The 22,852-nt window shown below is 65.2% G+C and carries 21 protein-coding genes; 7 read left to right on the forward strand and 14 right to left on the reverse strand.

The window, feature by feature from the left end:
• Nucleotides 1-52: 52 nt before the first annotated feature.
• Together C84B14_RS01660 and C84B14_RS01665 are read right to left on the reverse strand one after the other, a co-directional pair.
• Nucleotides 53-1,282, reverse strand: coding sequence for an amidohydrolase family protein (locus tag C84B14_RS01660; protein ID WP_353221572.1), 1,230 nt, complete (start codon nucleotides 1,280-1,282; stop codon nucleotides 53-55).
• 3 nt (nucleotides 1,283-1,285) lie between these two features.
• Nucleotides 1,286-2,296 (reverse strand): ABC transporter ATP-binding protein, encoded by a 1,011-nt coding sequence (locus tag C84B14_RS01665; RefSeq protein WP_353221777.1) that lies wholly within the window; start codon nucleotides 2,294-2,296, stop codon nucleotides 1,286-1,288.
• Nucleotides 2,297-2,352: 56 nt separating this feature from the next.
• On the opposite strand from C84B14_RS01665, the gene C84B14_RS01670 reads away from it, so the two are divergent.
• Complete coding sequence (locus C84B14_RS01670) at nucleotides 2,353-3,180, forward strand: endonuclease/exonuclease/phosphatase family protein (RefSeq protein WP_348765787.1); 828 nt, start codon at nucleotides 2,353-2,355, stop codon at nucleotides 3,178-3,180.
• A gap of 22 nt (nucleotides 3,181-3,202) precedes the next feature.
• Here the strand turns inward: C84B14_RS01670 and C84B14_RS01675 are convergent, their stop codons facing one another.
• Both C84B14_RS01675 and C84B14_RS01680 read right to left on the reverse strand, forming a co-directional pair.
• Nucleotides 3,203-4,666 (reverse strand): phospholipase D-like domain-containing protein, encoded by a 1,464-nt coding sequence (locus C84B14_RS01675; protein ID WP_353221573.1) that lies wholly within the window; start codon nucleotides 4,664-4,666, stop codon nucleotides 3,203-3,205.
• The gene (locus C84B14_RS01680; protein ID WP_353221574.1) at nucleotides 4,663-5,481 is read right to left on the reverse strand and encodes an ABC transporter ATP-binding protein; all 819 of its coding nucleotides are present in this window, start codon (nucleotides 5,479-5,481) and stop codon (nucleotides 4,663-4,665) included. Before C84B14_RS01680 ends, C84B14_RS01675 begins: the two co-directional genes overlap by 4 nt.
• Before the next feature lie 279 nt (nucleotides 5,482-5,760).
• On the opposite strand from C84B14_RS01680, the gene C84B14_RS01685 reads away from it, so the two are divergent.
• The 4 genes from C84B14_RS01685 to C84B14_RS01700 all read left to right on the forward strand — a co-directional run bounded on the left by C84B14_RS01685 (nucleotide 5,761) and on the right by C84B14_RS01700 (nucleotide 9,018).
• On the forward strand, nucleotides 5,761-6,504 hold the full coding sequence (locus C84B14_RS01685) for a GntR family transcriptional regulator (RefSeq protein ID WP_353221575.1): 744 nt from the start codon (nucleotides 5,761-5,763) through the stop codon (nucleotides 6,502-6,504).
• 111 nt (nucleotides 6,505-6,615) lie between these two features.
• Nucleotides 6,616-7,311, forward strand: coding sequence for a biuret amidohydrolase (gene biuH, locus C84B14_RS01690; RefSeq protein WP_353221576.1), 696 nt, complete (start codon nucleotides 6,616-6,618; stop codon nucleotides 7,309-7,311).
• Nucleotides 7,312-7,360: 49 nt separating this feature from the next.
• On the forward strand, nucleotides 7,361-8,677 hold the full coding sequence (locus tag C84B14_RS01695; protein WP_353221577.1) for a purine-cytosine permease family protein: 1,317 nt from the start codon (nucleotides 7,361-7,363) through the stop codon (nucleotides 8,675-8,677).
• The gene (locus C84B14_RS01700; protein ID WP_353221578.1) at nucleotides 8,674-9,018 is read left to right on the forward strand and encodes a cupin domain-containing protein; all 345 of its coding nucleotides are present in this window, start codon (nucleotides 8,674-8,676) and stop codon (nucleotides 9,016-9,018) included. Before C84B14_RS01695 ends, C84B14_RS01700 begins: the two co-directional genes overlap by 4 nt.
• Nucleotides 9,019-9,028: 10 nt before the next feature.
• On the opposite strand, the gene C84B14_RS01705 is transcribed toward C84B14_RS01700, so the two are convergent.
• The 5 genes from C84B14_RS01705 to C84B14_RS01725 form a co-directional block, all read right to left on the reverse strand.
• A complete protein-coding gene (locus tag C84B14_RS01705; protein WP_353221579.1) occupies nucleotides 9,029-9,916 on the reverse strand; it encodes an ABC transporter permease subunit in 888 nt (295 codons plus the stop codon).
• Nucleotides 9,917-9,953: 37 nt separating this feature from the next.
• Nucleotides 9,954-10,868: an oligopeptide ABC transporter permease OppB gene (gene oppB / locus C84B14_RS01710; RefSeq protein WP_348765780.1), complete on the reverse strand. Its 915-nt coding sequence runs from the start codon at nucleotides 10,866-10,868 to the stop codon at nucleotides 9,954-9,956.
• A 40-nt stretch (nucleotides 10,869-10,908) separates the two neighbouring features.
• Complete coding sequence (locus tag C84B14_RS01715) at nucleotides 10,909-12,543, reverse strand: peptide ABC transporter substrate-binding protein (protein WP_353221580.1); 1,635 nt, start codon at nucleotides 12,541-12,543, stop codon at nucleotides 10,909-10,911.
• Nucleotides 12,544-12,696: 153 nt separating this feature from the next.
• Entirely contained in the window at nucleotides 12,697-14,610 is a 1,914-nt protein-coding gene (gene mnmG / locus C84B14_RS01720) for a tRNA uridine-5-carboxymethylaminomethyl(34) synthesis enzyme MnmG (protein ID WP_353221581.1), read from the reverse strand.
• Between the two features lie 132 nt (nucleotides 14,611-14,742).
• Nucleotides 14,743-15,165: a helix-turn-helix domain-containing protein gene (locus C84B14_RS01725; RefSeq protein ID WP_353221582.1), complete on the reverse strand. Its 423-nt coding sequence runs from the start codon at nucleotides 15,163-15,165 to the stop codon at nucleotides 14,743-14,745.
• Between the two features lie 74 nt (nucleotides 15,166-15,239).
• Between C84B14_RS01725 and C84B14_RS01730 the strand changes: the two genes are divergently transcribed.
• The gene (locus C84B14_RS01730) at nucleotides 15,240-15,728 is read left to right on the forward strand and encodes a DUF2938 domain-containing protein (protein WP_353221583.1); all 489 of its coding nucleotides are present in this window, start codon (nucleotides 15,240-15,242) and stop codon (nucleotides 15,726-15,728) included.
• A gap of 10 nt (nucleotides 15,729-15,738) precedes the next feature.
• On the opposite strand, the gene C84B14_RS01735 is transcribed toward C84B14_RS01730, so the two are convergent.
• Together C84B14_RS01735 and C84B14_RS01740 are read right to left on the reverse strand one after the other, a co-directional pair.
• Nucleotides 15,739-17,127 (reverse strand): DUF945 family protein, encoded by a 1,389-nt coding sequence (locus C84B14_RS01735; RefSeq protein ID WP_353221584.1) that lies wholly within the window; start codon nucleotides 17,125-17,127, stop codon nucleotides 15,739-15,741.
• Nucleotides 17,128-17,134: 7 nt separating this feature from the next.
• Nucleotides 17,135-17,545 (reverse strand): GFA family protein, encoded by a 411-nt coding sequence (locus tag C84B14_RS01740; protein ID WP_353221585.1) that lies wholly within the window; start codon nucleotides 17,543-17,545, stop codon nucleotides 17,135-17,137.
• A 93-nt stretch (nucleotides 17,546-17,638) separates the two neighbouring features.
• On the opposite strand from C84B14_RS01740, the gene C84B14_RS01745 reads away from it, so the two are divergent.
• On the forward strand, nucleotides 17,639-19,354 hold the full coding sequence (locus tag C84B14_RS01745) for an alpha-amylase family glycosyl hydrolase (RefSeq protein ID WP_353221586.1): 1,716 nt from the start codon (nucleotides 17,639-17,641) through the stop codon (nucleotides 19,352-19,354).
• Here the strand turns inward: C84B14_RS01745 and C84B14_RS01750 are convergent.
• The 3 genes from C84B14_RS01750 to C84B14_RS01760 form a co-directional block, all read right to left on the reverse strand.
• Nucleotides 19,351-20,640: a GGDEF domain-containing protein gene (locus tag C84B14_RS01750; protein WP_353221587.1), complete on the reverse strand. Its 1,290-nt coding sequence runs from the start codon at nucleotides 20,638-20,640 to the stop codon at nucleotides 19,351-19,353. The two genes, C84B14_RS01745 and C84B14_RS01750, sit on opposite strands and share 4 nt — an antisense overlap.
• Nucleotides 20,641-20,734: 94 nt before the next feature.
• Complete coding sequence (locus tag C84B14_RS01755; protein WP_348765773.1) at nucleotides 20,735-21,970, reverse strand: glycosyltransferase family protein; 1,236 nt, start codon at nucleotides 21,968-21,970, stop codon at nucleotides 20,735-20,737.
• A 13-nt stretch (nucleotides 21,971-21,983) separates the two neighbouring features.
• Entirely contained in the window at nucleotides 21,984-22,805 is an 822-nt protein-coding gene (locus C84B14_RS01760) for an HAD-IIB family hydrolase (RefSeq protein ID WP_353221588.1), read from the reverse strand.
• Nucleotides 22,806-22,852: the final 47 nt, after the last annotated feature.

A 22,852-nucleotide genomic window follows, 5' to 3' on the forward strand; every position in this document is an offset into this window, starting at 1 on the left:
GGCTCCTGCTGAAGATTCGACGGCTTCAGCCTGAAGCGGGCCTATGAAGCCTTCATGACCCGCCGGGGCGCTCGAACACGGCTGCCGGCAGGGCCAGCCCGGTGGTCGGCAGGTGGATCTGACGCAGGGTCACGAACACGAACAACAGCGGATTGACGTCGTAGATGGCACGTAGCGGCGCGATCGAGGCCCGGTCGATAAAGCCGCGGTCGGCCAGACGCCCCAGATCGACCGCGCCGGCCAGCGCCGAGCGCGGGTAGCCGCTGGCATAGCTGAGCCGGTCGAAGAACTGCGGATGCTGGAGCAACGGAATGAGCACGGTTTCGGCGCGCTTGCCCGACAACACGCCGTCGAGCGAAATGGTCAGCCGCTCGCGATAGGCGGGCACCCGCAGCAGCGTGAACAGCGCCTGCATGACATCGCCGCCGTCGCCGGCCACATCGCCGATCGACACGGTTATACGCACGCCGGCATCGAGCGCGGCCCGCAATTCGTCGGGAGCGACGGCGCCTTGCAGCCTGTCCGTCTTGCGCCCGCCGCCCACACGCGTATGCAAACGCATGTCGTGCTCGGCCATCACCGCATAGGCGGCCCGGGCCGACGCGCCGGCGAGATCGATCCGCTGGGCGATCGGCCACCAGGCCACGTCGCGCACCCCGGCATCGGCCCAGCGTTCAATCACGGCAAGCGCGTCGGCACGCGCGGGATGGACCGAAATCACCGGGGTCAGCCGGCCGTCGCTGCGCGCTGCCAGCTCCACCACGTCGGCATTGGCAACGAATTCGGTCGTGGCTTTTTCGTCCAGCTTACCGTCCGAGCTATAGACGGCATCCCGGGCGAACACGTCGGCGCGATAAGCCGCTGCCATGGCCTTAATCTGGCGCAGCAGCCGCGAGGCATATACATCGAACACCTGCAGCTCGTCGTCGACGCCTGCGGCATGCCGCACAAACTGCCAGTCGAGCCACGCCCGCGGCGTGGTGGGCGGTGCGACGTTCACCCTCGGCTGGTTCGGCTCGGCTTCGAGCTGACGCCCGATCCGGGCACTCGATAAAAGCGTGATGCGATGGTCGACGACCGCGCCCTCGATATCGCCCAGACTGTCGGCGATGAGCTGGCGCGACGCCTCCGGCAGCAGCCAGTCGGCGTCCTCGGGCTGATGGGCCCATGCGCCGGCATAGGTATGGAGCAGGGCATGCCAGCCGGCCACGCCGGCAACGACGACCAGCGCCAGAAACAGCGCCAGCACGCCGAGACGATTGAACAGGCGCTCGTAGCTCATCGTTCAACCCGCGGTGGCGAGACGGTCCTTGACTACGGTCTCGGCATGCAGACAGGCCACCCGGGTCTGCTCCCCGAATGCCCGCAGGGCCGGCGTCTGTGCCGCGCAGTCTGCCTGGGCCCAGGGGCAGCGGGTACGAAACACGCAGCCCGACGGCGGGTTGGCCGGCGATGGCAGCTCGCCCGGCAGGGCGATACGGCGTCGGCTGCGCTCGATGGTCGGGTCCGGGCGGGGCACCGCCGACAGCAGCGCCCGCGTATAAGGATGGGCCGGCGTATCGAACAGCACGTCCGAAGGCGCGCGCTCCATGACCCGGCCGAGATACATCACCATCACCTCGTCGCTGATCTGGCGTACCACCGCGAGGTCGTGGGCGATGAACAGCAGGGCGATACCGAACTCGGCCTGGAGCTGTTGCAACAGTTCGACGATTTTCGCCTGGATCGAGACATCCAGCGCCGATACCGGCTCGTCGCAGATCAACACCTTAGGTTCCACCACCAGCGCACGGGCGATGCCGATGCGCTGACACTGCCCGCCCGAGAACTCGTGCGGGTAGCGATTGATCTGGGCCTGCGACAGCCCGACCCGCTCGATCATCGCCGCCACGCGGCGCGCGCGATCGGCGCGACTCAGCTCGGGGCGCAGATGGCGCAACGGCTCGGCCACGATCTGGCCTACCGTCATGCGCGGGTCGAGACTGGCCAGCGGATCCTGGAAAATCATCTGCACATCGCGGCGCAGCGCGTTCCAGCTGGCTGCCCGATCATGGCGTATCGTGTTGTCTTCGAAAACAATATCGCCCGATGTCACGGGCACCATGCCGGTCAACGCACGCGCCAGCGTGGACTTGCCGCAGCCGGATTCGCCCACCAGGCCGAGCGTGCGGCCGGGCGTCAGCTCAAGGCTGACGCCGTCCACGGCCTTGAGCGGGCTCGCCGCGCCGCCGAACCAGCCGCCGCCCAGCGGAAAATGCACTTTCAGATCGTCTACCCGCAGTAGCGCTTCGCTCATCGACCAGCCGTTCTCGTAACGCATCGCAAACCCGATAACGATGGTACGCTGACCCGGTGAATTCGCCCACTGCACCCGGCGCTCTGACGCGCCCCAGCCAAGCGGGGCCGAGCCTGTCGTTGTTGAGCTTCAACATGCAGGTCGGCGTCGGCACGAAACGCTATCGCGAGTACGTTACCCGCGGCTGGCGTCATGTGCTGCCCAGCCAGCAGGTACGCGACAACCTCGATCGGATCGGCGAGCTGCTGGTGGGTCACGACATCATCGGCCTGCAGGAAATCGATGCCGGCAGCCGGCGCAGCCAGTATCGCAACCAGATCGAACAGCTGGCAGAGGCCGCCGGCTTCGAATACTGGCGCGTTCAGGTCAACCGCAATCTGGGCCGCGTAGCCCAGCACGGACTCGGGTTGATCAGCCGCTATACGCCGTTTGCCGTGAGCGAGCACAAGCTGCCGGGGCGCCTGCCCGGGCGCGGCGCTCTGATCGCACGCTTTGGCACCCCGGACGAACCCCTCACTGTCGTGATCACGCACCTGGCGCTGGGCGCGGGCAGTCGGGCACGCCAGCTGGCCGCCATCTGCGACCTGGTCGCCCGGGACCGGCACGTGGTGATCATGGGCGATACCAACTGCACCGCTGCGGCATTGATCGCCGACCCGGCGCTGGCAGCCAGCGGCCTGCGCGTCTACGACCGGCCGCTGCCCACCTTTCCGAGCTGGCGGCCGCGCCGCGGAATCGACCATATCCTCACCTCGCCGAGTCTTGCGATCGACGAGGCCCGGGTGATCGATACCGTTCTGTCCGATCACCTGCCGGTGCATATGCGTATTGCGCTGCCGGGCCCGCTGGCCGGCACGCTCGCTGCCAGCCACGCCTTGGCCTGATGGCGCCGGCCGCCCCGGCCGACTAGAAGTAAGACGAAAACAGCCAGAAGAACGAATCGCGCAGGCGCGTGGGCCAACGCCGTCGGCGCAACTCGGTCAGCGAATAGGCCCGGCTGTGCGCGATGGTGTCGCGAATATGCGTGGCCAGCCCGCCCACGCCGGTCGGATCGAAGATCTCCACCGCCAGCTCGAAATTCAGGCGCAGACTGCGCGGATCGAGATTGGGCGAGCCCACCAACGCGTAGTCTTCGTCGAGCACCAGGAGCTTGGTATGGGCAAACGGCGGCGGCCGGTAATAGATCCGTACGCCACGCATCATCAATTCACCCAGCGCATGCCGCGATGCCCAGTGCACGAACGGCAGGTTGTTCTTGGCCGGCAGCACGATCTTGACCTCCAGACCCCGCAGCGCCGCCGACTGCAGCGCCCCGACAAGCGCCGGGCCCGGCAGAAAATACGGCGTCATGATCAATACGCTGCGCCGGGCACTGGCAATCGCGGTCTGGATGAGCGTGGTCAGGCGCTCGGTATCGCGGGTCGGCCCGTTTTCGATACTGCGACAGGCCGCGTTGCCGGCCGGCGCGATCTCGCCCCGCGATACGCCGGTCTGGCGTCCGGTGGCAAACGCCCAGTCGGACAGGAACACCGCCTCGATCTGGCGCACCACTGGCCCGGCAAAACGAAAATGCATGTCGGCCACGCCGTTGCCGGTTTCCACCAGATGCCGGTCACCGATATTCATGCCGCCGGTGAACGCCACCCCCGCATCGGTCACAAGAATCTTGCGATGGTTGCGCAGATTGATCTGCAGCGAGGGCGGAATCAGCCGCGGCGGCAGAAAGCGCGCGGCCTTGACGCCCTGCTTGTGCAGCAAACGGACCGCCCGCCAGCCCGGCCAGGCATAGTATTCGCCGACACCGTCGATGAGCACGCGCACGTCCACGCCGCGTGCGGCCGCGCGGGCCAGCGCCGCGATAAAGCGTTTGCCGGTACGGTTGGTTTCGAAGATATAGGTATTCAGATAGACGAAGCGGCGGGCCTTCTCGATCGCCTCCAGCATGGGCGGGTAGGCCTGCTCGCCGTCGTAGAGCACGTCCACGCCGTTGTCGGCCACGACCGGCCAGGCCGAGAGCCGATCGCCGGCGGCGGCCAGGCCGAGCCGGCGGCGATCGAGTATGGCGCTGTAATCGCGCAGTTCAGCGTTGGCCCCCGGCTGGTGTGCGCCCAAACCATGGCGCGACTGACGATCCAGGCGCCGTGCACGGATGCGCACGCGGTTGACGCCGAACATGTAATACAACAGCGGGCCCACCGGCGGAAACAGAACCGACACGCCGATCCAGCCGAATGCGCTGCTCGGTGTTTCCCGGGTGAGCAGCGCGTGCACGCTGGCCGCGATCGCGCTGCCGGTCAACAGCACGACCGCGCCCCAGAATTTGATCAGCGCAATCAGCTGCGGGTCGGTCAGATAATCCGGCAGGGTCATGAAGGCACACGCGCGAAATGCGGTGTTTCCAGCTTGGGCACGGCAGCCAGCAGATCGCGGGTGTACTGGTGGGCGGGCGACGCAAAGATCGTGTCGATCGCGCCGCGTTCGACCACTTCGCCGGCGCGCATCACCAGCAGCCGTTCGCACTGGCCGGCCACCACGCCCAGATCGTGGGTGATCAGAAGCAGGGCCACATTCGTACGCTGGCGTAGCTCGGCCATGAGATCGAGGATATCGGCCTGCACGGTGACATCCAGGGCGGTCGTGGGCTCGTCGGCAATCAGGATATCCGGCTCGCAGGCCAGCGCCATGGCAATCATCACGCGCTGACGCATGCCGCCCGAGAACTGGTGCGGGTAATAGCGGATGCGCCGCGGCGCATCCGGAATCTTGACCGCTTCGAGCATCTCGATCGCCGCCTGGGTCGCGGCCCGGCCGCGCAGCCCGCGATGGCGGCTGATCACTTCCTTGATCTGGGTGGCGATACGCAGATGCGGATTGAGCGTGGTCATCGGATCCTGAAAGATCATGGCGATACGCGCACCGCGAATACGCTCGAGCGCGCGTCGCTTCGCACCGATCAACTCCAGCCCGCCGCTGTCGGTTTGCAGGGTCGCGCTACCAGTGACCCGCGCGTTGTCTGCCAATAGGCCCATCAGCGCCAGCACGCTCTGACTCTTGCCCGAGCCGGATTCGCCCACGATGCCCACCGATTCGCCGGCGGCCAGCTGTAGATCGAAACCGCGCACGGCCTCCACCACGCCATCGGGCGTGTCAAAACTCACTTTCAGATCGCGAACGTCGAGCAGCATGCGCCCAGTGTATGACAAGCGCCGTATCACGGGCGGCCAGCGCACGTAGCAAACAGCGCGCGGCCGCGCGCCGTAGGCGCTCGACGCATCGACCGGGCCCGAAAAACCGATGCCGTGCAGCCTGATGCGCGGCCGCGGCACAGATCCGTTTGCCCGGATTGCATGCACTTTCCCGAGTCGGCGGCTGCACCTTTAACGCGCAAGGCTTTTCAAAATAAAGGCCGGCGAGGGCCGATTCAGCCGCCTGGCGGTTGTTTTGCGGGTTGGCACCGAAACTGCATGCAGTGGCTCGTCCTCTTCATGACAGCCCTTTCAAGGATGGCGCCCGGCAACGAATCGTATCCGCAGCCCCGTGGGGCGCTCGCACGCGAAGGCACGAGCGTCGACGACATGGTTACGCGCCTGTCGGAAGAGATCGTGGCCGGGCGCTGGCCGCCCGGTACCCGGCTGACCGCGGCGGGCATCGCCGCGCGCTTTTCGGTATCGCGCACGCCGGTACGCGAGGCGTTCGGCCATCTGTTCGCCATGGGGCTGGTCGAGCGCCGTCCCAATCGCGGCGTGGTGACCGCCTCGATCGACGCACCCACGCTGTTTGCCATGTTCGAAGCCATGGCCGAACTCGAAGCGGCCTGCGCGCGCTTTTGTGCCTGGCGCATGCCGCTGGCCGAACGACGAGCGTTGCAGGCATTGCACGAGTCCTCGCGCGGGCTGCTCGCAGCGCATCATCAGGCCGAGTACAGCGCGTTCAACGACCGCTTTCACAGCGCGCTCTACGACGGTTCGCGCAGCGATCACCTGATCGAACTCACGCGGGCGACCCGTGCTCGCCTGCAGCCATTCCGTCACACCCAGTTCGCGATCGAACGCCGCACCCTGCATTCCTTCGACGAACACGCCGCCATCATCGCCGCCGTGCTGGCCGGCGATGGCGCGGCCGCAGCCGAGGCCGCGCGTGCACACGTGCTTTCGGTCGCGCGCAGCGCGCACTGCTATGTCGAATCGCGCAGCGAGTCCACGCCATGAACGCCTGCGCGCTGCGATCCGAAGCGCACTGCGTACCGCTGCGCCCCACGGCGGCGGTACCCCATGACCCCTTTGTAAATCCTATCGACAGTTTCATTTGAGGCATCAACCATGAGCAAGACGCTTTCCCTGCCCGCCGACCCTTACCGCTGGCCGTTCGATACCGAGGTCGAGCTATCGAAACTGGCGGTGATCGTGATCGACATGCAAACCGATTTCTGCGGGCGTGGCGGCTATGTCGATCGCATGGGTTACGACCTGTCGCTGACCCGGGCCGCGGTCGAACCGCTACAGAACGTGCTGGCGGCCGTGCGCCAGCACCCGGAAATCATGGTCATTCATACGCGTGAGGGTCACCGCCCGGAGTTGGTCGATCTGCCCGCCAACAAACGCTGGCGCAGCGAACAGATCGGCGCGACGATCGGCGAGCCCGGCCCCTGCGGACGCGTGCTCACGCGCGGCGAGCCGGGCTGGGAAATCATCCCCGAGCTGGCGCCGGCCGACGGCGAGATCGTGATCGACAAGCCGGGCAAGGGCTCGTTCTATGCCACCGATCTGGAGCACGTCCTGCATACCTGCGGGCGCAGCCATTTGATCATCGGCGGCATCACCACCGATGTCTGTGTTCACACCACGATGCGGGAAGCCAACGACCGCGGCTTCGAGTGCCTGATGCTCACCGACTGTACCGGCGCCACCGAGATCCGCCACCGGGATGCGGCGATATCGATGATCAGCATGCAGGGCGGCATCTTCGGCGCGACCGCGCCCTCCTCGGCCCTGCTGGCCGGGCTCGAATCCGCCTGATCGCCAACCGAGGCAATCGGTCCACGCACATCATCGACAAGAGCCGCTCATGAGCGATACCGCACACAATACCCAGCCCGCATCCACCCACGAGTTCGAAAACGAGCCGGTGCCATCGACGCATCGGCATTCGCTGCTATCGGTCACGCTGGTCTGGATCGGCTTTCCGCTGGTCGTGACCGGCGGTTTTCTCGGCAGCGAACTGACCCGGGCCCTGGGCTTTCAGCTCGCCCTGCTGGCGATCGTGGCCGGCAACCTCGTCATGTTCGCCTATGTCGGCGCCCAAAGCGTCACCGCCGCCCGAACCGGCCGTTCGTTTTCGCTGTTGTCGCGGGACGTGTTCGGCCCGCGGGCCGCACAGGTTGTCTCCGCGTTTCTGTCCACCCTGGTGGTCGGCTGGTTCGCGGTCCAGACCGGTCTGGCCGGGGCCGGCCTGGAAGACATGCTCGGCTGGCCGGCGCTGGTGGTCAGCCTGTTCGCGGGCGCGCTGTTCACCGGCATGACCATGCTGGGGGTGCGCGCGCTGACCGTCGTGGGGGCGCTTTCCGTGCCGTTTTTCATCGTCATGGCGATCGCGGCGCTTGCGATCACGCTGTCCGACCATTCCTGGCAGCAGATCGGCGGCTATGCCGGCAGCCCCGATGCCAGTGCGATCACTATCGGTATCGGTGTGACCATGGTCATCTCGCTCTTCATCGATTCGGGCACGCTCACCGCCGATTTCACCCGCTGGGCGAAACGTCCGACACATGCACTGATCGCCACGGCGAGCGCCTTTCCGCTGGCCAACGGCCTGTCGATGATGCTGGGCGCGGTGGTCACCGCGGCCGGCACCGCACAGGACGGCAACTTCGCTGCCGTGGTGGCCGGCTATGCGCCCTGGCTGACGCCCATCGCGGCCCTGTTCTTCGTGATCAACTGTGCCTCGGTATGCATGCACTGTCTGTACAACGCCGCGACCGGCTGGAGTCAGGTGGTTTCACAACGTTTCGCCACCATGGCGATCGTGTTCGGCGTGATCGGCACGCTCGCTGCTAGTGCCGGCGTCTGGGACATGCTCATCGGCTGGCTGAGCCTGCTCGGTGTCGTCGTACCCGGGATTGGCGGGGTGATGATCGCGCACTTCGCGCTCAAGGGTGTCACCGGCCAAGCCAACCCGGCAGCCGCGCTGACCGGCTGGGCAGTCGCGGTGGTACTGGCCGCATTCGTCGACACCTTTATTGCCCAGATGTCGGTGGCGGTAACCGCCATGCTCGGCGGCGGCGCAGGCTTCTGGCTCGCGGATCGGTTCGGAATCGGCCACGGCACGGACGCGGCCCCCCACTCGAACCGACCCGCGTCGCGTGCCGAGGTGCGCCGGCCATGAACCAATCGCCGCAAACCCTTGCCATCCCCGATGCCGGACCACGCGACGGCCGCGGCTGGGCGGCCTTGCGCGAGGGCGTTCAGATATTCGTACTACAACCCGGCTACGAACAGACCCCGCGGATCGCCCTGCTCGACTATCTGCCAGGCGCATGGGTGCCGTGGCATCGCCATACCGGCGACGAGCATATTTACGTGCTCCAGGGCAGCCAGCAGGACGAGAACGGACGCTATACGGCCGGCAGCTATGTCTACAACCCGGCTGGCAGCGCTCACAGCGTGGCCAGCCCCGAGGGCTGTCGAGTGCTCATCCAGTGGTTCGCGCCCGTCGCCTTCGAATGATGGGCGGGCGCTAGCGGTCTTTCGGGTCCAGCGCGTCGCGCAGGCCGTCGCCGATGAAGTTGAAGCAGAACAGCGTGGCGGCGAGAAACACGGCCGGCACGATCAAAAGCCAGGGGGCACGATTCATTTCGTCGGCGCCGTCCTTGATGAGCGCACCCCAGGACGTGGCCGGCTCGGCCACGCCCAGGCCGAGAAAGCTCAGAAACGATTCGAACAGAATCACCTGCGGGATGGTGAGGGTGATATACACCGCCACCACGCCGAGCAGGTTGGGCACGATATGGCGGGCGATAATCGACACCGCCGGCGCGCCGGACATACGCGCGGCTTCGATGAAGGGCTGTTGTTTGAGCGCCAGCGTTTGCCCGCGCACGATACGGGCCATATCCAGCCAGTTGATCGCACCGATGGCCACGAAGATCAGCAGGATATTGCGGCCGAAGAACACCATCAGCAGGATCACGAAAAACAGAAACGGCATCGCATAGAGAATATCCACGATGCGCATCATCACCCCGTCCACGCGCCCGCCGGCATAGCCGGCCGTGGCGCCGTAGGCCACGCCGATGATCAGGCTCACGAGCGTGGCCACGAAGCCGATCATCAACGAAATACGCCCGCCTTCGAGCGCGCGTACGAACAGATCCCGCCCCAGCCCGTCGGTGCCGAACCAGTGGGCATCGGCGCTGGTCGGGGCGACCCAGATCGCGCCGTAGTCCTGGGCGAAGTAGTTGTGCGGCGACAACCACGGCCCCACCACTACCGCGACCACGATGAACCCGAGCACGCCGATCGAGGCCAGCGCGGCCTTGTTCGAGCGCAGCCGGCGCAGCGCATCCGAAAACAGGCTGCGCCCGCGTACCGCCTGCTCCATTTTCTTGCGGCGCCCGAACATCATGGGCGGCACGGCTCGATTGAAGGCATTGCCCGCCCCATCAGTAGCTCACCCGCGGGTCGAGCCAGCCGTAGAGCAAATCCACGGCCAGATTGAAGGCCACGATCAGGATGCCGTAGAACAGCACCACGCCCATCACCAGCGTGTAATCGCGGTTGAGCGCGCCCTGGACAAAGAACTGGCCGAGCCCCGGAATGCCGAAGATCGTTTCGATGACCACCGAGCCGGTGATGATGCCGGCCGCAGCCGGGCCGAGAAACGACACGATCGGCGTGAGCGCGGCGGGCAGCGCATGCACCCACACCACGCGCGTGGCCGACAGACCCTTGGCACGGGCGGTGCGGATATAGTTCGAGCGCATGACTTCGATGGTCGAACCCCGGGCCAGGCGGGCGACATAGGCCATCATCGCGGTGCCGAGCGCGAGTACGGGCATGACATAGTTCTGCCAGCCGCCCAGGCCGCCGGCCGGCAGCCAGTCGTTGTAGACGGCGAGCACCAGAATCATGAGCGGCGCGAGCACGAAATTGGGAATCGAGATGCCCAGCATGGCGATCGCCATGGCGCCGTAGTCGGCCGGCCGATTCTGGCGCAGGGCCGCCAGCATGCCCAGCGGTATGCCGAAAATCAGCGCGAACGCCAATGAGGCGGCGCCGAGCTTGAGCGAAACCGGAAAACCCGAGGCAATCAGGTCGTTGACGCTGGTATCACGATACTGAAACGAGGGCCCGAAATCGAAATGGGCGATATCCCAGATATAGCGCCCGTACTGCTGATAGAGCGGTTCGTCGAGATGGTATTTGGCTTCGAGGTTGGCCCGCACCTGGGGCGGCAGCTCGCGATCGGCGTCGAACGGCCCGCCGGGTGCCGCGCGCATCATCACGAACGCCAGCGTCAGCAGGATGAACAGGGTGGGAATCGCCCCGAGCAGGCGGCGTAGCGCATAGCTCAACATGACCTGGCGCGCCTAATTCGCGAGATTCGTATCGACCTGTTCACGGTTCGATCGACAGATCCTTGCTGTAATAGGAATCCAGCGGGTTGCCTTCGAAGCCCTTCACGTAGTCCTTGATCAGATACTTGCTGACATAGAAATAGATCGGAATGATCGGGCTGTCGGCCAGCAGTACGGCCTCGGCTTTCTTCATGACCTTCATGCGCTCGGGCCCGTCGGGCATATGCGCCTGTTTTTCCTGCAGGCGGTCATATTCGGCGCTGGCATAGCCGGTGCCGTTGAGCCCGAACTTCGAATTCATCAACTCGAAGAAGGTATTCGGGTCGTTGTAGTCGCCAATCCAGGCCAGCCGGTAGACCTCGGTGTCGGTGCCCTGGCGCACGCTGTCGAGAAAGACCTTCCATTCCTCGTTGCGCAGCGACACCTCGGCGCCGAGCACGCTGCGCCACATCGCGGCAATGACCGAGGCGATCTTCTTGTTGCCCTCGCCGCTGTTGTAGCGAATCTCCACCTTGAGCGGCTTGTCCTGCGAATAACCCGCCTTTTTGTAGAGTTCCTGTGCCTTGGCTTCGCGCTGGGCGGTTGAGAGCTTGGCCCAGTCGAACTGGGCCCCGGCATAGCCTTCCACCACCGGCGGAATCCAGCCGTGGGCCGGGATTTCGTCGCCGCGGGTGATCTTGTCGACGATGGTGCGGCGGTCGATCGCCATCGACAGCGCCTGACGCAGCTCGGGGGCATCCTTGAACGGCGGGCGTTTGACGTTCAGGCCGTAGTAGTAGACGCCCAGCGTCGGCTCGGCGTGCAGCTGGGCCGGAATATGTTTCTTGATCGTCTCCAGCCGCGAGATCGGCACGGTGGTGGCCCAGTCCAGTTCGCCGGCCTGATAGCGCGACAGCGCCGAGTTCTGATTGGTGATCGGATAGAACTCGACACGGCCGATCGACGTCTCGTCATCGCCCCAGTACTCGGGGTTGCGCTCGAGCGCGATCATGGAGTTCACGCGCCAGCTTTCCATGCGGTAGGCACCGTTGGTGACCGCGTTGCCCGGCTGGCTGAATGCCGCGCCGTACTCTTCAACGGCCGGCCGATAGACCGGATAGCTGATGCTATGCGCCAGCGTGCCCAGGAAATACGGCGTGGGCGCAGTAAGCGTGATTTCGAGCGTGTGCTCGTCCACGGCGCGTACGCCCAGCGTTTGCGCCGGCTTGTCGCCGGCGATGATCGCCTTGGCGTTGACGATAGCCGCATGCAGCTGGGCATAGGGCGAACCGGTGACCGGGTCGACGCTGCGTCGCAGGCTGTAGACATAGTCGTTCGCGGTCAGCGGCTCGCCGTTGGACCAGCGCAGGTCGTCGCGCAGCTTGAAGGTATAAACCCGCTCGTCGTCGCCCATCTCCCAGGATTCGGCATCGGCCGGCTCGATCGCGCCGCTTGGCGAAATCTGGACCAGCCCCGAATACAGGTCGCGTAGAACGTTAGCCGCGGGCACGCTGCGGGCTTGATGCGGGTCCAGGCTTTCCGGCTCGGCGCCGTTGCCGCGACGCAGGACCGTGCTGCCGTCTTCACGGATTTCCGGCGTGCTCTTGACCGGGAATTTTTCCGACTCGTCGCTGCTGCAGGCCGTGATCAACAGCGCGACAAACAACACACACCCGAACGCTCGAAGCTTGTTCAATTTGGCCCCGCAAAACCGCTTAGCTGATCGATTCGCTAGGTTACACGATTGTTTCCTGCGCAACGCAAGGCAACGCACGCCATCGACGGGCGCGCTATCGCGCCCGTGCCGATCCTGCGTCTTTACGGGTTCGCGCGGCGAAGGCGTGGCCGCTCAGGCGGTCTTGGCCAGCTTCATGCCGAGCTTTTTCAGATGCACCAGCAGCAGCGAGATCGCGGCCGGCGTCATGCCCGGAATACGCGAAGCCTGGCCGACGGTGGCCGGGCGTACGTCCTCGAGCTTGCCACGCAGTTCGTTGGACAGTCCGGATACGGCGCCATAATCCAGATCGGCCGGCAGGGTGGTGGCCTCGTGCTGGCGCGTTTTTTCGATCTCCGCGCTTTGGCGACTGATATAGCCCGCGTACTTGGCCTGGATCTCGACCTGTTCGCCCACCGCTTGTGCCGTTTCGGCGTTGAGCTGCGACAGGTCCGGCGCGCCCACGCTGTCGATCGCTACCACGCCGGCATGATTCACGCCCGGGCGCTTGAGCAATTCGGCCGCCGACGTGGCCTGCTTGAGCGCGCTGCCCAATACGTGTTCGCCCCGGTCGGCGCCGAAGTCTTCCGGCTTGACCACGATCGCCGATAATCGTGCCTGTTCGGCAGCCACCGCGTCGCGCGTCGCTTCGAACGCCGCCCAGCGTGCGTCGTCGACCAGCCCCAGTTCTCGGCCCACGGGCGTCAGGCGCGTATCGGCATTGTCTTCGCGCAGCAGCAGACGATGCTCGGCGCGCGAGGTGAACATGCGATAGGGCTCGATCGTGCCGCGGGTGATCAGATCGTCCACGAGCACGCCCAGATAGGCTTCGTCGCGCCGCGGCCACCAGGCGCTTTCGCCGGCCACCGCGCGGGCCGCGTTGAGCCCGGCCAGCAGGCCCTGAGCGGCGGCTTCTTCATAGCCGGTGGTGCCATTGATCTGGCCCGCGAAATACAGGCCGGCGATGGCGCGGGTTTCCAGCGTGTAATTCAGCGCGCGCGGGTCGAAATAATCGTATTCGATGGCATAGCCGGGGCGTGTGATATGCGCATGCTCGAAACCGGCGATCGAGCGCACGACCTTCTGCTGGGTTTCGAACGACAGGCTGGTGGAAATACCGTTGGGATAGACCTCGGCCGAGGTCAGCCCTTCCGGCTCGATGAAGATCTGGTGCGAGGCCTTGTCGGCAAAGCGCACCACCTTGTCCTCGATCGACGGACAATAGCGCGGGCCGACCGAGTCGATCTGGCCGGAATACATCGCCGATTCACCGATATTGTCGGCAATGATCCGATGGGTGGTTTCGTTGGTGTAGGTGATATGACAGCTCACCTGGCGCGGGTGCTCGGCGCGCTCGCCCATGAACGAAAACACCGGCGCCGGCTCGTCGCCCGGCTGTTCGGCCAGCTGCGAGTAGTCGATGCTCTTGGCGTCGATACGCGGCGGCGTGCCGGTCTTGAGACGGCCCACCGGCAGATCCAGCGCGCGCAGGCGCTCGGCCAACGCGTTCGAGGGCGCATCCCCCGCGCGACCGCCGCCGAAGCGCTTGTGGCCGATATGAATGGTGCCGCCGAGGAACGTACCGACCGTGAGCACCACCGTGGGCGCATGAAAGGCCAGACCCATGGTGGTCATCACCCCGGCCACGCGGTCGCCGTCGACGATCAGATCGGCCACCGACTGCTGGAACAGCGCCAGATTGGGCGTGTTCTCGACCATGGAACGCACGGCCGCCTTGTAGAGCGCACGATCGGCCTGGGCACGGGTGGCACGCACGGCCGGGCCCTTGCGGGCGTTGAGGGTGCGAAACTGAATACCGCCGCGATCGGCGGCACGCGCCATGACGCCGCCCAGGGCATCGATTTCGCGCACGAGATGGCCCTTGCCGATACCGCCGATGGCCGGATTGCAAGACATCTGGCCGATGGTTTCGATATTGTCGGTCAAAAGCAGCGTACGCGCGCCCATACGGGCAGCGGCGGTGGCCGCTTCGGTGCCGGCATGGCCGCCACCAACCACGATGACGTCGAAATCGGTCTGCGTATTCATTGCCTGCTCCCGCGGAAAAGACCCACGGTCGAATTCAAAAACGCGCCATTTTAACGTGTTTGCCGTTGCATTTGCGGCGCGCGGAGATTTTGCCGCCGCGCAGGCAAAGCCGACACGGACCCATCAAGCCGGTCAGGTCCGCTGATCGCCACGCCGGCGCGAGTGCCGCGACAGGTCGGCCACAGCCAACCCCATCAGGCGACGGAAGGTGGGGCATTGCAAATGGCTGGGCGCGCTACAGACCGCCGCATGGCGCAAACCGTCGCGCATGGCCGTGAACTCGCGGATTCGGCGATCCAGTTCGTCGGCCTTGTCGCTCAACGCCTGGCGATCGATTTCAGGCGGGCCCGAATCGCCCACCATCGGCCGAATCTGTTCGAGCGAAAACCCGGCCGAACGCCCCAGCGCGATAAGCGCCAGCCGCTCGAGAACCTGAGGGCTGAATTGGCGTCGCAACCCGCGCCGACCGATCGAGCGAATCAACCCCTTTTCCTCGTAAAAACGCAGCGTGGAGGCAGGCACACCCGCGCGTTTGGCGACCTCGGCGATATCCATTGCGCGCTCTTTACTTCAATTGAACTTGAAGTAATAACCTAACCCGCATCTCCCGAAACCGCTACGCATTGACCATGAAAATCTTGCTACTCACCGTCTTTACCGGCATCGGCGCCACCCTGGCGATGGATGCCTGGAGCCTGCTGCGCAAGGCGCTGTTCGACCTGTCGGCGCCGCGGTTCGACTGGGTCGGGCGCTGGCTGGCGCATATGCCATATGGCCGGTTTTGGCACATCCATATCGCCGATGCTGCGCCGATCCGTGGCGAACAGGCGTTGGGCTGGAGTGCGCATTACCTGATCGGGATTCTTTTCGCCGGTCTGTTGCCACTGCTTGCCGGGCCCAGCTGGCTCGACCAGCCGACCCTCGGCCCGGCACTGATAATCGGTGTGGCAACAGTGGCCGCGCCTTTTCTGATCATGCAGCCCGCCATGGGCGCCGGCCTGGCCGCGCGCCACACCGCCCATCCCTGGCACGCATGCTGGCAGAGCCTGCTCAACCACACGGTATTCGGCCTCGGCTTGTTCGTATCGGCCTGGATCGCGAAGACGCTGTTCGGTTAGCCGGCGGCGCTCAAAGCCGCTCGCGTGCCGCTTCGAACTGGTCGATCATGGCTTTCCAGCCGATCTGATTACGCCCGTTGAGCGTGAGCCGGCCGCCCTCTATGGTCAGCCGCAGTCGATAAGCCGAACCGTCGTCGACCGCTTCGATCAGGTGCTGCTGAACCAGCTCGGCCAGGGCCCGATCGATATCGGCTTGTTCGATGGTATGCGGCGAACGCCCGCTGGACTGCATCACTTGCACGGCCAGATCGCGGGCCAGACCTGCCGGCACCCGGGTTTCGAAGTCCACATCGAGCTGCGATACCACATCGGCCAGCAGACGCGCGCGGCGCATCCGCTCGGGTGCCTGAATACGCAGTCTCAGACGCACGTCGCCCTGCGGCGTGGTCAGGCGCAGCCGCGGTATGTCGATACGCGGGCCGCCTGCCAGCATGGCAGGCAGCGTCTGGCTATAGAGCTCGGCCCGGGCGGCCTCGTCGAGTTCGCCGGTTTCGATATCGCGCAGCCGCCCGACCTGATTAAAAAGCGCCTGCCCGGCATGCACATCCAGATCGGCGACCTGGGCTTCGAATTGCAGCGGCCCGTATTCCTGGTTATCGAGCACCGCGCGCGCAATCCGCCCGTCCAGACGTGCGCTCACGCGCCCCGACGCGCCCGGCAGGCTTTGCCACTGCCAGGCCAGCGTCTGTAGCAGCAGCGCCTGGCCCAGCCCGTCGGCCAGACTCAGCGAACGCGCCCGTACCGAGCCGCTGCCCGAGGCATCCAGCCGTGCTTCGAGATCATGCCAGGCCAGCTGTCCACCCTCGGCGCCGACGATGCTGAACTCGGGCGCATTCGCTTCCAGGGCGATCGGCCCACCGGCCAGCGGTATCTGTGCGCGTGCTTCGATCGGCGCGGTTTCGATATGCGCCAGCAGCCGATCGCGCGAAATATCCAGCGTGCGCCCGTCGAGGCGCAGCCGCGAGCGGGCCACTGCATCAAATCCCACCCGCGTGACCAGCCGCAGCGGTGCCAGCGCCGGCTCGAATACGCGGGTTGGCCACAGCGATGCCAGATCGATATCGGTGACGCCCACCCCGAGGCTGGGTTCGAAGCCGTCCCCCTGGGCCAGCGGCGCATCGAAGGGCAGCGGACCGTGATGAATCCGGGTACGCAGGGTCGTTCCGGCACAGGGCGGCGCCTGACAAAGGGGCGCCGCGAGTTCGATGCGCACGTTGGCGGTGGAACTCAGCCAGCCACGCTCGAAGCGGGCATGGGTGACCCGGGTGACCCCGGGGCGCTCGAGTCGGGCAACGACGTGGGCGAACTCGCGCTCCAGATAGAGACCGACCAGCGCCGGCGCGGCCACGGCCAGACACAGCAGCGTCAACAGCCCCAGCAGCAGCGTCTTGCGGATCATGACGGTTTCAACGCTGGATCTTCGGACGTGGGCCGGCGAAACGCGGGGCCTTGGCGCCGCTCGGCCACCACGGCACGGCCTCGGCCGTGAAGGCATGCACGGCAATACGTACCGCGGGCGCACGATCGAGCGTACCGGCGCGTACCCGGACGGTCTGCGGCGCATCGTCGCGCCGACTGATCAGCGGCGAACCGCAGCAGCCGCAGAAAAGGCGATGCTTGCCCGGCGAAGATTCATGGCTGCGTATATGCGCCTGCCCGCCGAGCCACTCGAAATAGCTTCGATCGACCGGGATATTGGTCGCAAACGGGCCGCCCTGGGCTTTCTGGCAGCTATGGCAATGGCAAACCTGGATATCGGCCAGCGGGCCGGTAATCGCATAGCGTACGGCGCCACACAGACAGCCGCCTTCGATCATGATCGCGCCTCGTCATCGAAATCGAGCACTGCCCCATCATAGAACCGGCCCCGGCATAATGCATGCTGGCACAAACCTTGTTTCTGCAAACCCATGCCTGATGCAAGCTCTTCCAAACCCGCGCGCCGTCAGCCGCTGATCGACTGGCTCGCGCCGCTCTACGGCGAAGCGGCCGCGACCGACTGTATAGACCGCGCGGCGAGCGCCGCGTTGCGCCACGGCCTGCCGATCGAGTCGACCACGCCGATCGATCAGGCCTTCAACGTGATGATCACCTACGGCGATATCGTTCAGCGCCCGGGCGAGGCGCCGCTGGCCACGCTGAAGTCCTTCATGGCCGAACATCTGGCGGACTCGATCGCGGCCATTCATATCCTGCCGTTCTATCCGCACAGCTCGGACGACGGTTTTTCGGTGATGGACTATCGCGCCGTCGACCCGCAGCTGGGCAGCTGGGACGACGTGGCGGCACTGGGCGACGATCATCCGCTGATGTTCGACCTGGTGCTCAACCACGCTTCGCGCAAGGGACAGTGGTTTGCCAACTATCTGGCCGATGTCGATCCCGGCCGCGACTATTTCATCGAGGTCGACCCGGCCACCGACCTGCGGGCGGTGGTTCGCCCCCGCAGCACGCCGCTGCTCGCGGAAGTGGCCACCGCCCGCGGTACCCGGCATTTGTGGGCGACCTTTTCGGAAGACCAGATCGACCTGAACTTTGCCAACCCGATGGTGCTGTCCGAATTCATCGACATCATCTTCGAATACGTCGCCCGCGGCGCGCGCCTGCTGCGTCTGGATGCGGTGGCCTTTCTCTGGAAGGACATCGGTGGGCCCTGTATTCATCTGGCCCAGACGCATCGGCTGATCAAGTTCCTGCGCGCGTTGCTGGCCCACTATGCCCCCGGCGTGCAGCTGATTACCGAAACCAACGTGCCGCACGTAGAGAACATCTCCTATCTCGTGGACGGCGACGAGGCGCATGTGGCCTACCAGTTCGCCCTGCCGCCGCTGGTCGCAAACGCGTTGCTCACCGGGGATGCGAGCACGCTCAGCCACTGGGCGCGCAGCCTGCCGGCCCTGCCGGCGGGCTGTCATTTCCTGAATTTCACCGCCAGCCACGACGGCATCGGACTGCGCGCGGTGGAATCGATCCTGGGTAGCGAAGCGATCGAACAGCTGGTGGATACCGTGCGCCAGCGCGGCGGCTTCGTGTCCACTCGTGCCGTCGCCGACGGCTCGCACAAGCCCTACGAACTCAATATTTCCTATTACGACCTGCTCGCCGCCGCCGAAGAGCGCGACACGCCGCTGCATATGGAACGCTTTATCTGCAGCCAGGCGATCGCCATGGCGCTTGCCGGTATCCCGGCGCTGTACTTCCACAGCCTGACCGCGACCCACAACGACCTGCCCCGGGTCGAGGAAAGCGGGCGCTATCGCACCATCAACCGCCGCAAATGGGATGTCGGGGAGCTGGAATACCAGCTGGCCAGCCAGAGCCATCACGCCGCGGTGTTCGCACGTTTGAAGCATTTGCTGGCGGTGCGCGCGCGCCAGCCTGCCCTGCATCCGGATGCCACCCAGGCGCTGGTGGATCTCGGCCCCCATCTGTTCGCCGTGCAACGCCGCGGCCAGGGGCAGACGTTGTTGGCGCTGCATAATGTGACCGACCGCCCGGTCAAGGTGCCTGCCCATGTCCTGCCCGAGGCGCGGGTGCGGCGCAACGTGGTGGCATCCACCGAAATCAGCGGTTCGAGCCGCTCGATTACGCTGGGCCCTTACGAAGTCGCCTGGATCAGTGCCTAGCCGGCGCGCCCGCGGGCACGGCGCTGGGCCGGCTCGTGTGCGCTCTTGCTGCTGTGCTCCATGCGATCGAAATGACCCACTGCCACACGGTTACGGCCCTGTGCCTTGGCGTCGTAGAGCAGTTGATCGGCACAGGACAGCACCGAGGAAAGCGAATCCCGGTCCTGTGGCTGCGCCACATGGCACAACCCGATACTGACCGTGACCACCGATGCGACGTCGGAGGTCGCATGCGATATCGCGGCCTGCTCAACCGCGGCCCGCAGTGCCTCGGCATGCTCTTCGAGCTTGTGCTGATCGCCTTCGATCCAGAACGCCACGAACTCTTCGCCGCCGTAACGCCCGCACACATCGAGCGGACGCCGGGCGTGGGCAGAAATGACCGCGGCGACCTGGCGCAGGGCTTCGTCGCCGGCCGGATGGCCGTAATGGTTGTTATAGGCACCGAACTTGTCGATATCGATCATGGCCAGGCCGTAGTCGGCGCGTACGCGCACGGCATGAGCGTGGGCGGTGGCAAGCGCGTTTTCCAGCGCATGACGATTGAGCAGCCCGGTCAAACCGTCGTGGCGGGCCACCAGCTGCAATAGCTGGCGGTCGAGCCAGCTGCGCCGCAGCACGTACTCGTTGCTGTATTGCAGATAGATCGCAAACAACGCCAGCACGCCCGCCGCGGCGAGATGGTAGTAATCCGCGGGGCTGGAATTCACCACCCAGACCTCGGTTGCCAGCGTAATGACTACCAGCAGGATAGCGACCGGCAATATCAGCCAGGAGCGCACCCGTCCGAGCGCGACAACCGCCACCAGCGCCACGCCCAGAAATTCGATCGGAAAATCCGCACCATAGCGGTTGAGCAGGATATGGTTGGCCAGCAGCCCCATGCTCACGATCGCAAACTGGCCGGTGATGACGTATTCGGTGACCGCTGAATGGCGACAGCAAATGCACCATATGAGTGCAGACAGGACAACCGGGCACAGCAGTCCGATAAGCAGCCCACGCGAGTAGCCGGCCGCCGCGTACGGCACGCCAAAATACGCGGTATCGAACAGCGGGCTGACCAGCAACACGGTCAGCGCCAGCACCAACAGCCCAACCCGGTTGACCCGGCCCGCGTCGTTGTTATGCAGGCGAAACGCGCGTTCGAGGGTCGGCTCGAAACGCAGGCCGCCAAAGCCGTCCTCCAGCTGCTGCCGGATCAAGCTGACCATTTCCGGTGCCGACTGCGTCTTTTCGATCTCGCGCGAACTCGCCAGGGCGTTGGTATTGGGCAACTTCGCCATCAAAGGGGTCCTTGCACGCTTTATCGCATGCTGTCATTACACGGCGCAGCGTGACGCTCTGCTGAACAGTCGCGCAGGCATTGCACCGATAGACTCAACCCCTTCTGGCAGCAAGGGCTTCTGCGTGATCGGCCTCTACGGCCGCATGAAAGTCGGCCAGAAAATCGGGAAAGGCAGCGCGCACCCGGTTCCAGGTGGGCATGAACGGAACTTCCATGGGGTTGGCGACGTACTGTTCGCCCGCCTTGATGATCGCCTCGACGAAGACTTCCACCGTCTTTTCTTCTTTATGGCGATCGTAGCTCAAGCCGTTAATTTGTGCATCGAAATAGAACCGCTCGACGGTGTCCAGCGCATTGCGTAGATACGCCGCCTTGATGGTGCGAACGGTTTCCGGCGTGAGCACCACGCCGTAGGTGGCCAGCTTGCGATAGAGCGCGCGGGCAATATCGGCGCTCATCTTGGCCAGCCCGGTATCGGCCTCGTGATCGGAGACGGGCTGGTGCTTGTGATCGTAGGCATCGGCAATATCGACCTGACAGATCGCATTCGGCGTGTAGTTGCGATGCACTTCCGCAAGAATCCCGATCTCCAGGCCCCAGTCGCTGGGAATACGAATGGATTCGGCCACCGACGCGGTCATTGCACACTCGCCGGACAGCGGATAGCGAAAGCTGTCCATATAGCGCAGATATTCCATCTCCCCTACCACCGTCATCAACGCCCGGACCAGTGGCGTGACGAAAAGGCGCGCCACCCGGCCGTTGATCGCGCCGTCAGCCACCCGGGCGTAGTAGCCCTTGGCGAACTTGTAGGTGAAGTTCGGATGCACCATCGGATAGAACAGTCGGGCGAGCAGGTCGCGGTCGTAGGTCTTGATATCGCAGTCGTGCATGGCGAGCACGCGGCCCCGGCCAGAGGCCAGGAAATAGCCCATGCAGTTCCAGACGTTGGCCCCCTTGCCCGGTCGCTCGGGCGCCAGTGCTTCAGCGTCGAGCTGATCGTAGAGCCGCTGCAGGCGCGGGCCGTCGTTCCACAGCACCCGAAAGTGCTGGCCCAGACGCCCGAAAAACGCATGCGCGTGCGCGAACTGGGCCTCGTCGGCCGCGTCCAGCCCGATGATGATCTCGTCGAGATACTCGACTTTCGACAATTCATCGACGATATGCGGCAGCGCATCGCCTTCCAGTTCCGAATACAGGCACGGCAGGATCAAAGACATGGCGCGCCGCTTGCCAAAGTCACGCAGCTCGGTCTCCAGGGCCTCGATCGGCCGATCGCCCAGGCGATGCAAGGTCGTGATCAAGCCGTTCTGATGAAAATCCGCCATACCGTCCCCTCGTTCAGATTTCGTGGTGGGCGATCAACGCCTCGATAGCCTCGGCCCAGCCGGCGGGGCCGATACCGCGCGCATGACGGATATGTCCGGTCGCCGGCGCATGATAGCTGCCGTCGGGCCGCGCCACCCAGTAGCCGATATCCGCGGCCTCGAGCATGTCGGCATCGTTGCCACTATCGCCTAACGCTACAGCAAGAATCGGGCCGTGCGCGCGCTCATAGCGGGCGCGCAGCCAGGCCAAGGCATCGCCCTTGTGGGCCTGCCCGAGCACATGTACAAAACGCCCGCCTACCCGGACTACCCGGCCCGCCGCGGCCACCTCGGCAGAAAACGCTTCGAGTGCGGCCTGGCTGTCCTGCCATAGCAGCGGCTCCGATGCGCTGCGATCCAGGGCCTGGGCTGCGCCGGCTTTATCCAGGCCGGTCGCCTCGGCGACATCATCGATTTCCATATCGCCGAAACCGGTAAAACGAAAACCATGTTCGCTGCGCAAACGGATCACAAGCGACCGCAGCGCGTCGCGTTCGGCACCCAGCGTGGTGAGGGCAACCGGCGTCTGGGCATCGCAGCGCGCACCGTCGAAATAACCCTGCGGTACCGCCACCGCGCCGCCGTTTTCCACCGCAAAGGGATGCGCGTTGCCCAGCGCGATGCGCAAGGCCGCTACTTCGGCAGCGGTCTTGCTGGTGACGATACACACCGGTACATCGTGCGCGGCCAGCAGCGCCAGCGCCTGGGCCGCCGGCTGCCAGTCGTAATCGTCGTGGCCGAGCAGCGTGGCATCGAGATCGGTGAACACCACCGCCGACGAGCGCGCCATTCTCATCGTGTGTCCCCCGCCAACGCAGCAGGCCGAAAGAGGGCCAGTGTCGA

Source organism: Salinisphaera sp. C84B14 (assembly GCF_040361435.1).
GTDB lineage: Bacteria > Pseudomonadota > Gammaproteobacteria > Nevskiales > Salinisphaeraceae > Salinisphaera.

Bases quoted from the DNA above. Each gene is read 5' to 3' on its own strand.
- C84B14_RS01660 (WP_353221572.1), bottom strand. From the start codon at position 1,282: ATGAGCTACGAGCGCCTGTTCAATCGTCTCGGCGTGCTGGCGCTGTTT.
- C84B14_RS01665 (WP_353221777.1), bottom strand. From the start codon at position 2,296: ATGAGCGAAGCGCTACTGCGGGTAGACGATCTGAAAGTGCATTTTCCG.
- C84B14_RS01675 (WP_353221573.1), bottom strand. From the start codon at position 4,666: ATGACCCTGCCGGATTATCTGACCGACCCGCAGCTGATTGCGCTGATC.
- C84B14_RS01680 (WP_353221574.1), bottom strand. From the start codon at position 5,481: ATGCTGCTCGACGTTCGCGATCTGAAAGTGAGTTTTGACACGCCCGAT.
- C84B14_RS01685 (WP_353221575.1), top strand. From the start codon at position 5,761: ATGCAGTGGCTCGTCCTCTTCATGACAGCCCTTTCAAGGATGGCGCCC.
- biuH (WP_353221576.1), top strand. From the start codon at position 6,616: ATGAGCAAGACGCTTTCCCTGCCCGCCGACCCTTACCGCTGGCCGTTC.
- C84B14_RS01695 (WP_353221577.1), top strand. From the start codon at position 7,361: ATGAGCGATACCGCACACAATACCCAGCCCGCATCCACCCACGAGTTC.
- C84B14_RS01700 (WP_353221578.1), top strand. From the start codon at position 8,674: ATGAACCAATCGCCGCAAACCCTTGCCATCCCCGATGCCGGACCACGC.
- C84B14_RS01705 (WP_353221579.1), bottom strand. From the start codon at position 9,916: ATGATGTTCGGGCGCCGCAAGAAAATGGAGCAGGCGGTACGCGGGCGC.
- oppB (WP_348765780.1), bottom strand. From the start codon at position 10,868: ATGTTGAGCTATGCGCTACGCCGCCTGCTCGGGGCGATTCCCACCCTG.
- mnmG (WP_353221581.1), bottom strand. From the start codon at position 14,610: ATGAATACGCAGACCGATTTCGACGTCATCGTGGTTGGTGGCGGCCAT.
- C84B14_RS01725 (WP_353221582.1), bottom strand. From the start codon at position 15,165: ATGGATATCGCCGAGGTCGCCAAACGCGCGGGTGTGCCTGCCTCCACG.
- C84B14_RS01730 (WP_353221583.1), top strand. From the start codon at position 15,240: ATGAAAATCTTGCTACTCACCGTCTTTACCGGCATCGGCGCCACCCTG.
- C84B14_RS01735 (WP_353221584.1), bottom strand. From the start codon at position 17,127: ATGATCCGCAAGACGCTGCTGCTGGGGCTGTTGACGCTGCTGTGTCTG.
- C84B14_RS01740 (WP_353221585.1), bottom strand. From the start codon at position 17,545: ATGATCGAAGGCGGCTGTCTGTGTGGCGCCGTACGCTATGCGATTACC.
- C84B14_RS01745 (WP_353221586.1), top strand. From the start codon at position 17,639: ATGCCTGATGCAAGCTCTTCCAAACCCGCGCGCCGTCAGCCGCTGATC.
- C84B14_RS01750 (WP_353221587.1), bottom strand. From the start codon at position 20,640: ATGGCGAAGTTGCCCAATACCAACGCCCTGGCGAGTTCGCGCGAGATC.
- C84B14_RS01755 (WP_348765773.1), bottom strand. From the start codon at position 21,970: ATGGCGGATTTTCATCAGAACGGCTTGATCACGACCTTGCATCGCCTG.
- C84B14_RS01760 (WP_353221588.1), bottom strand. From the start codon at position 22,805: ATGAGAATGGCGCGCTCGTCGGCGGTGGTGTTCACCGATCTCGATGCC.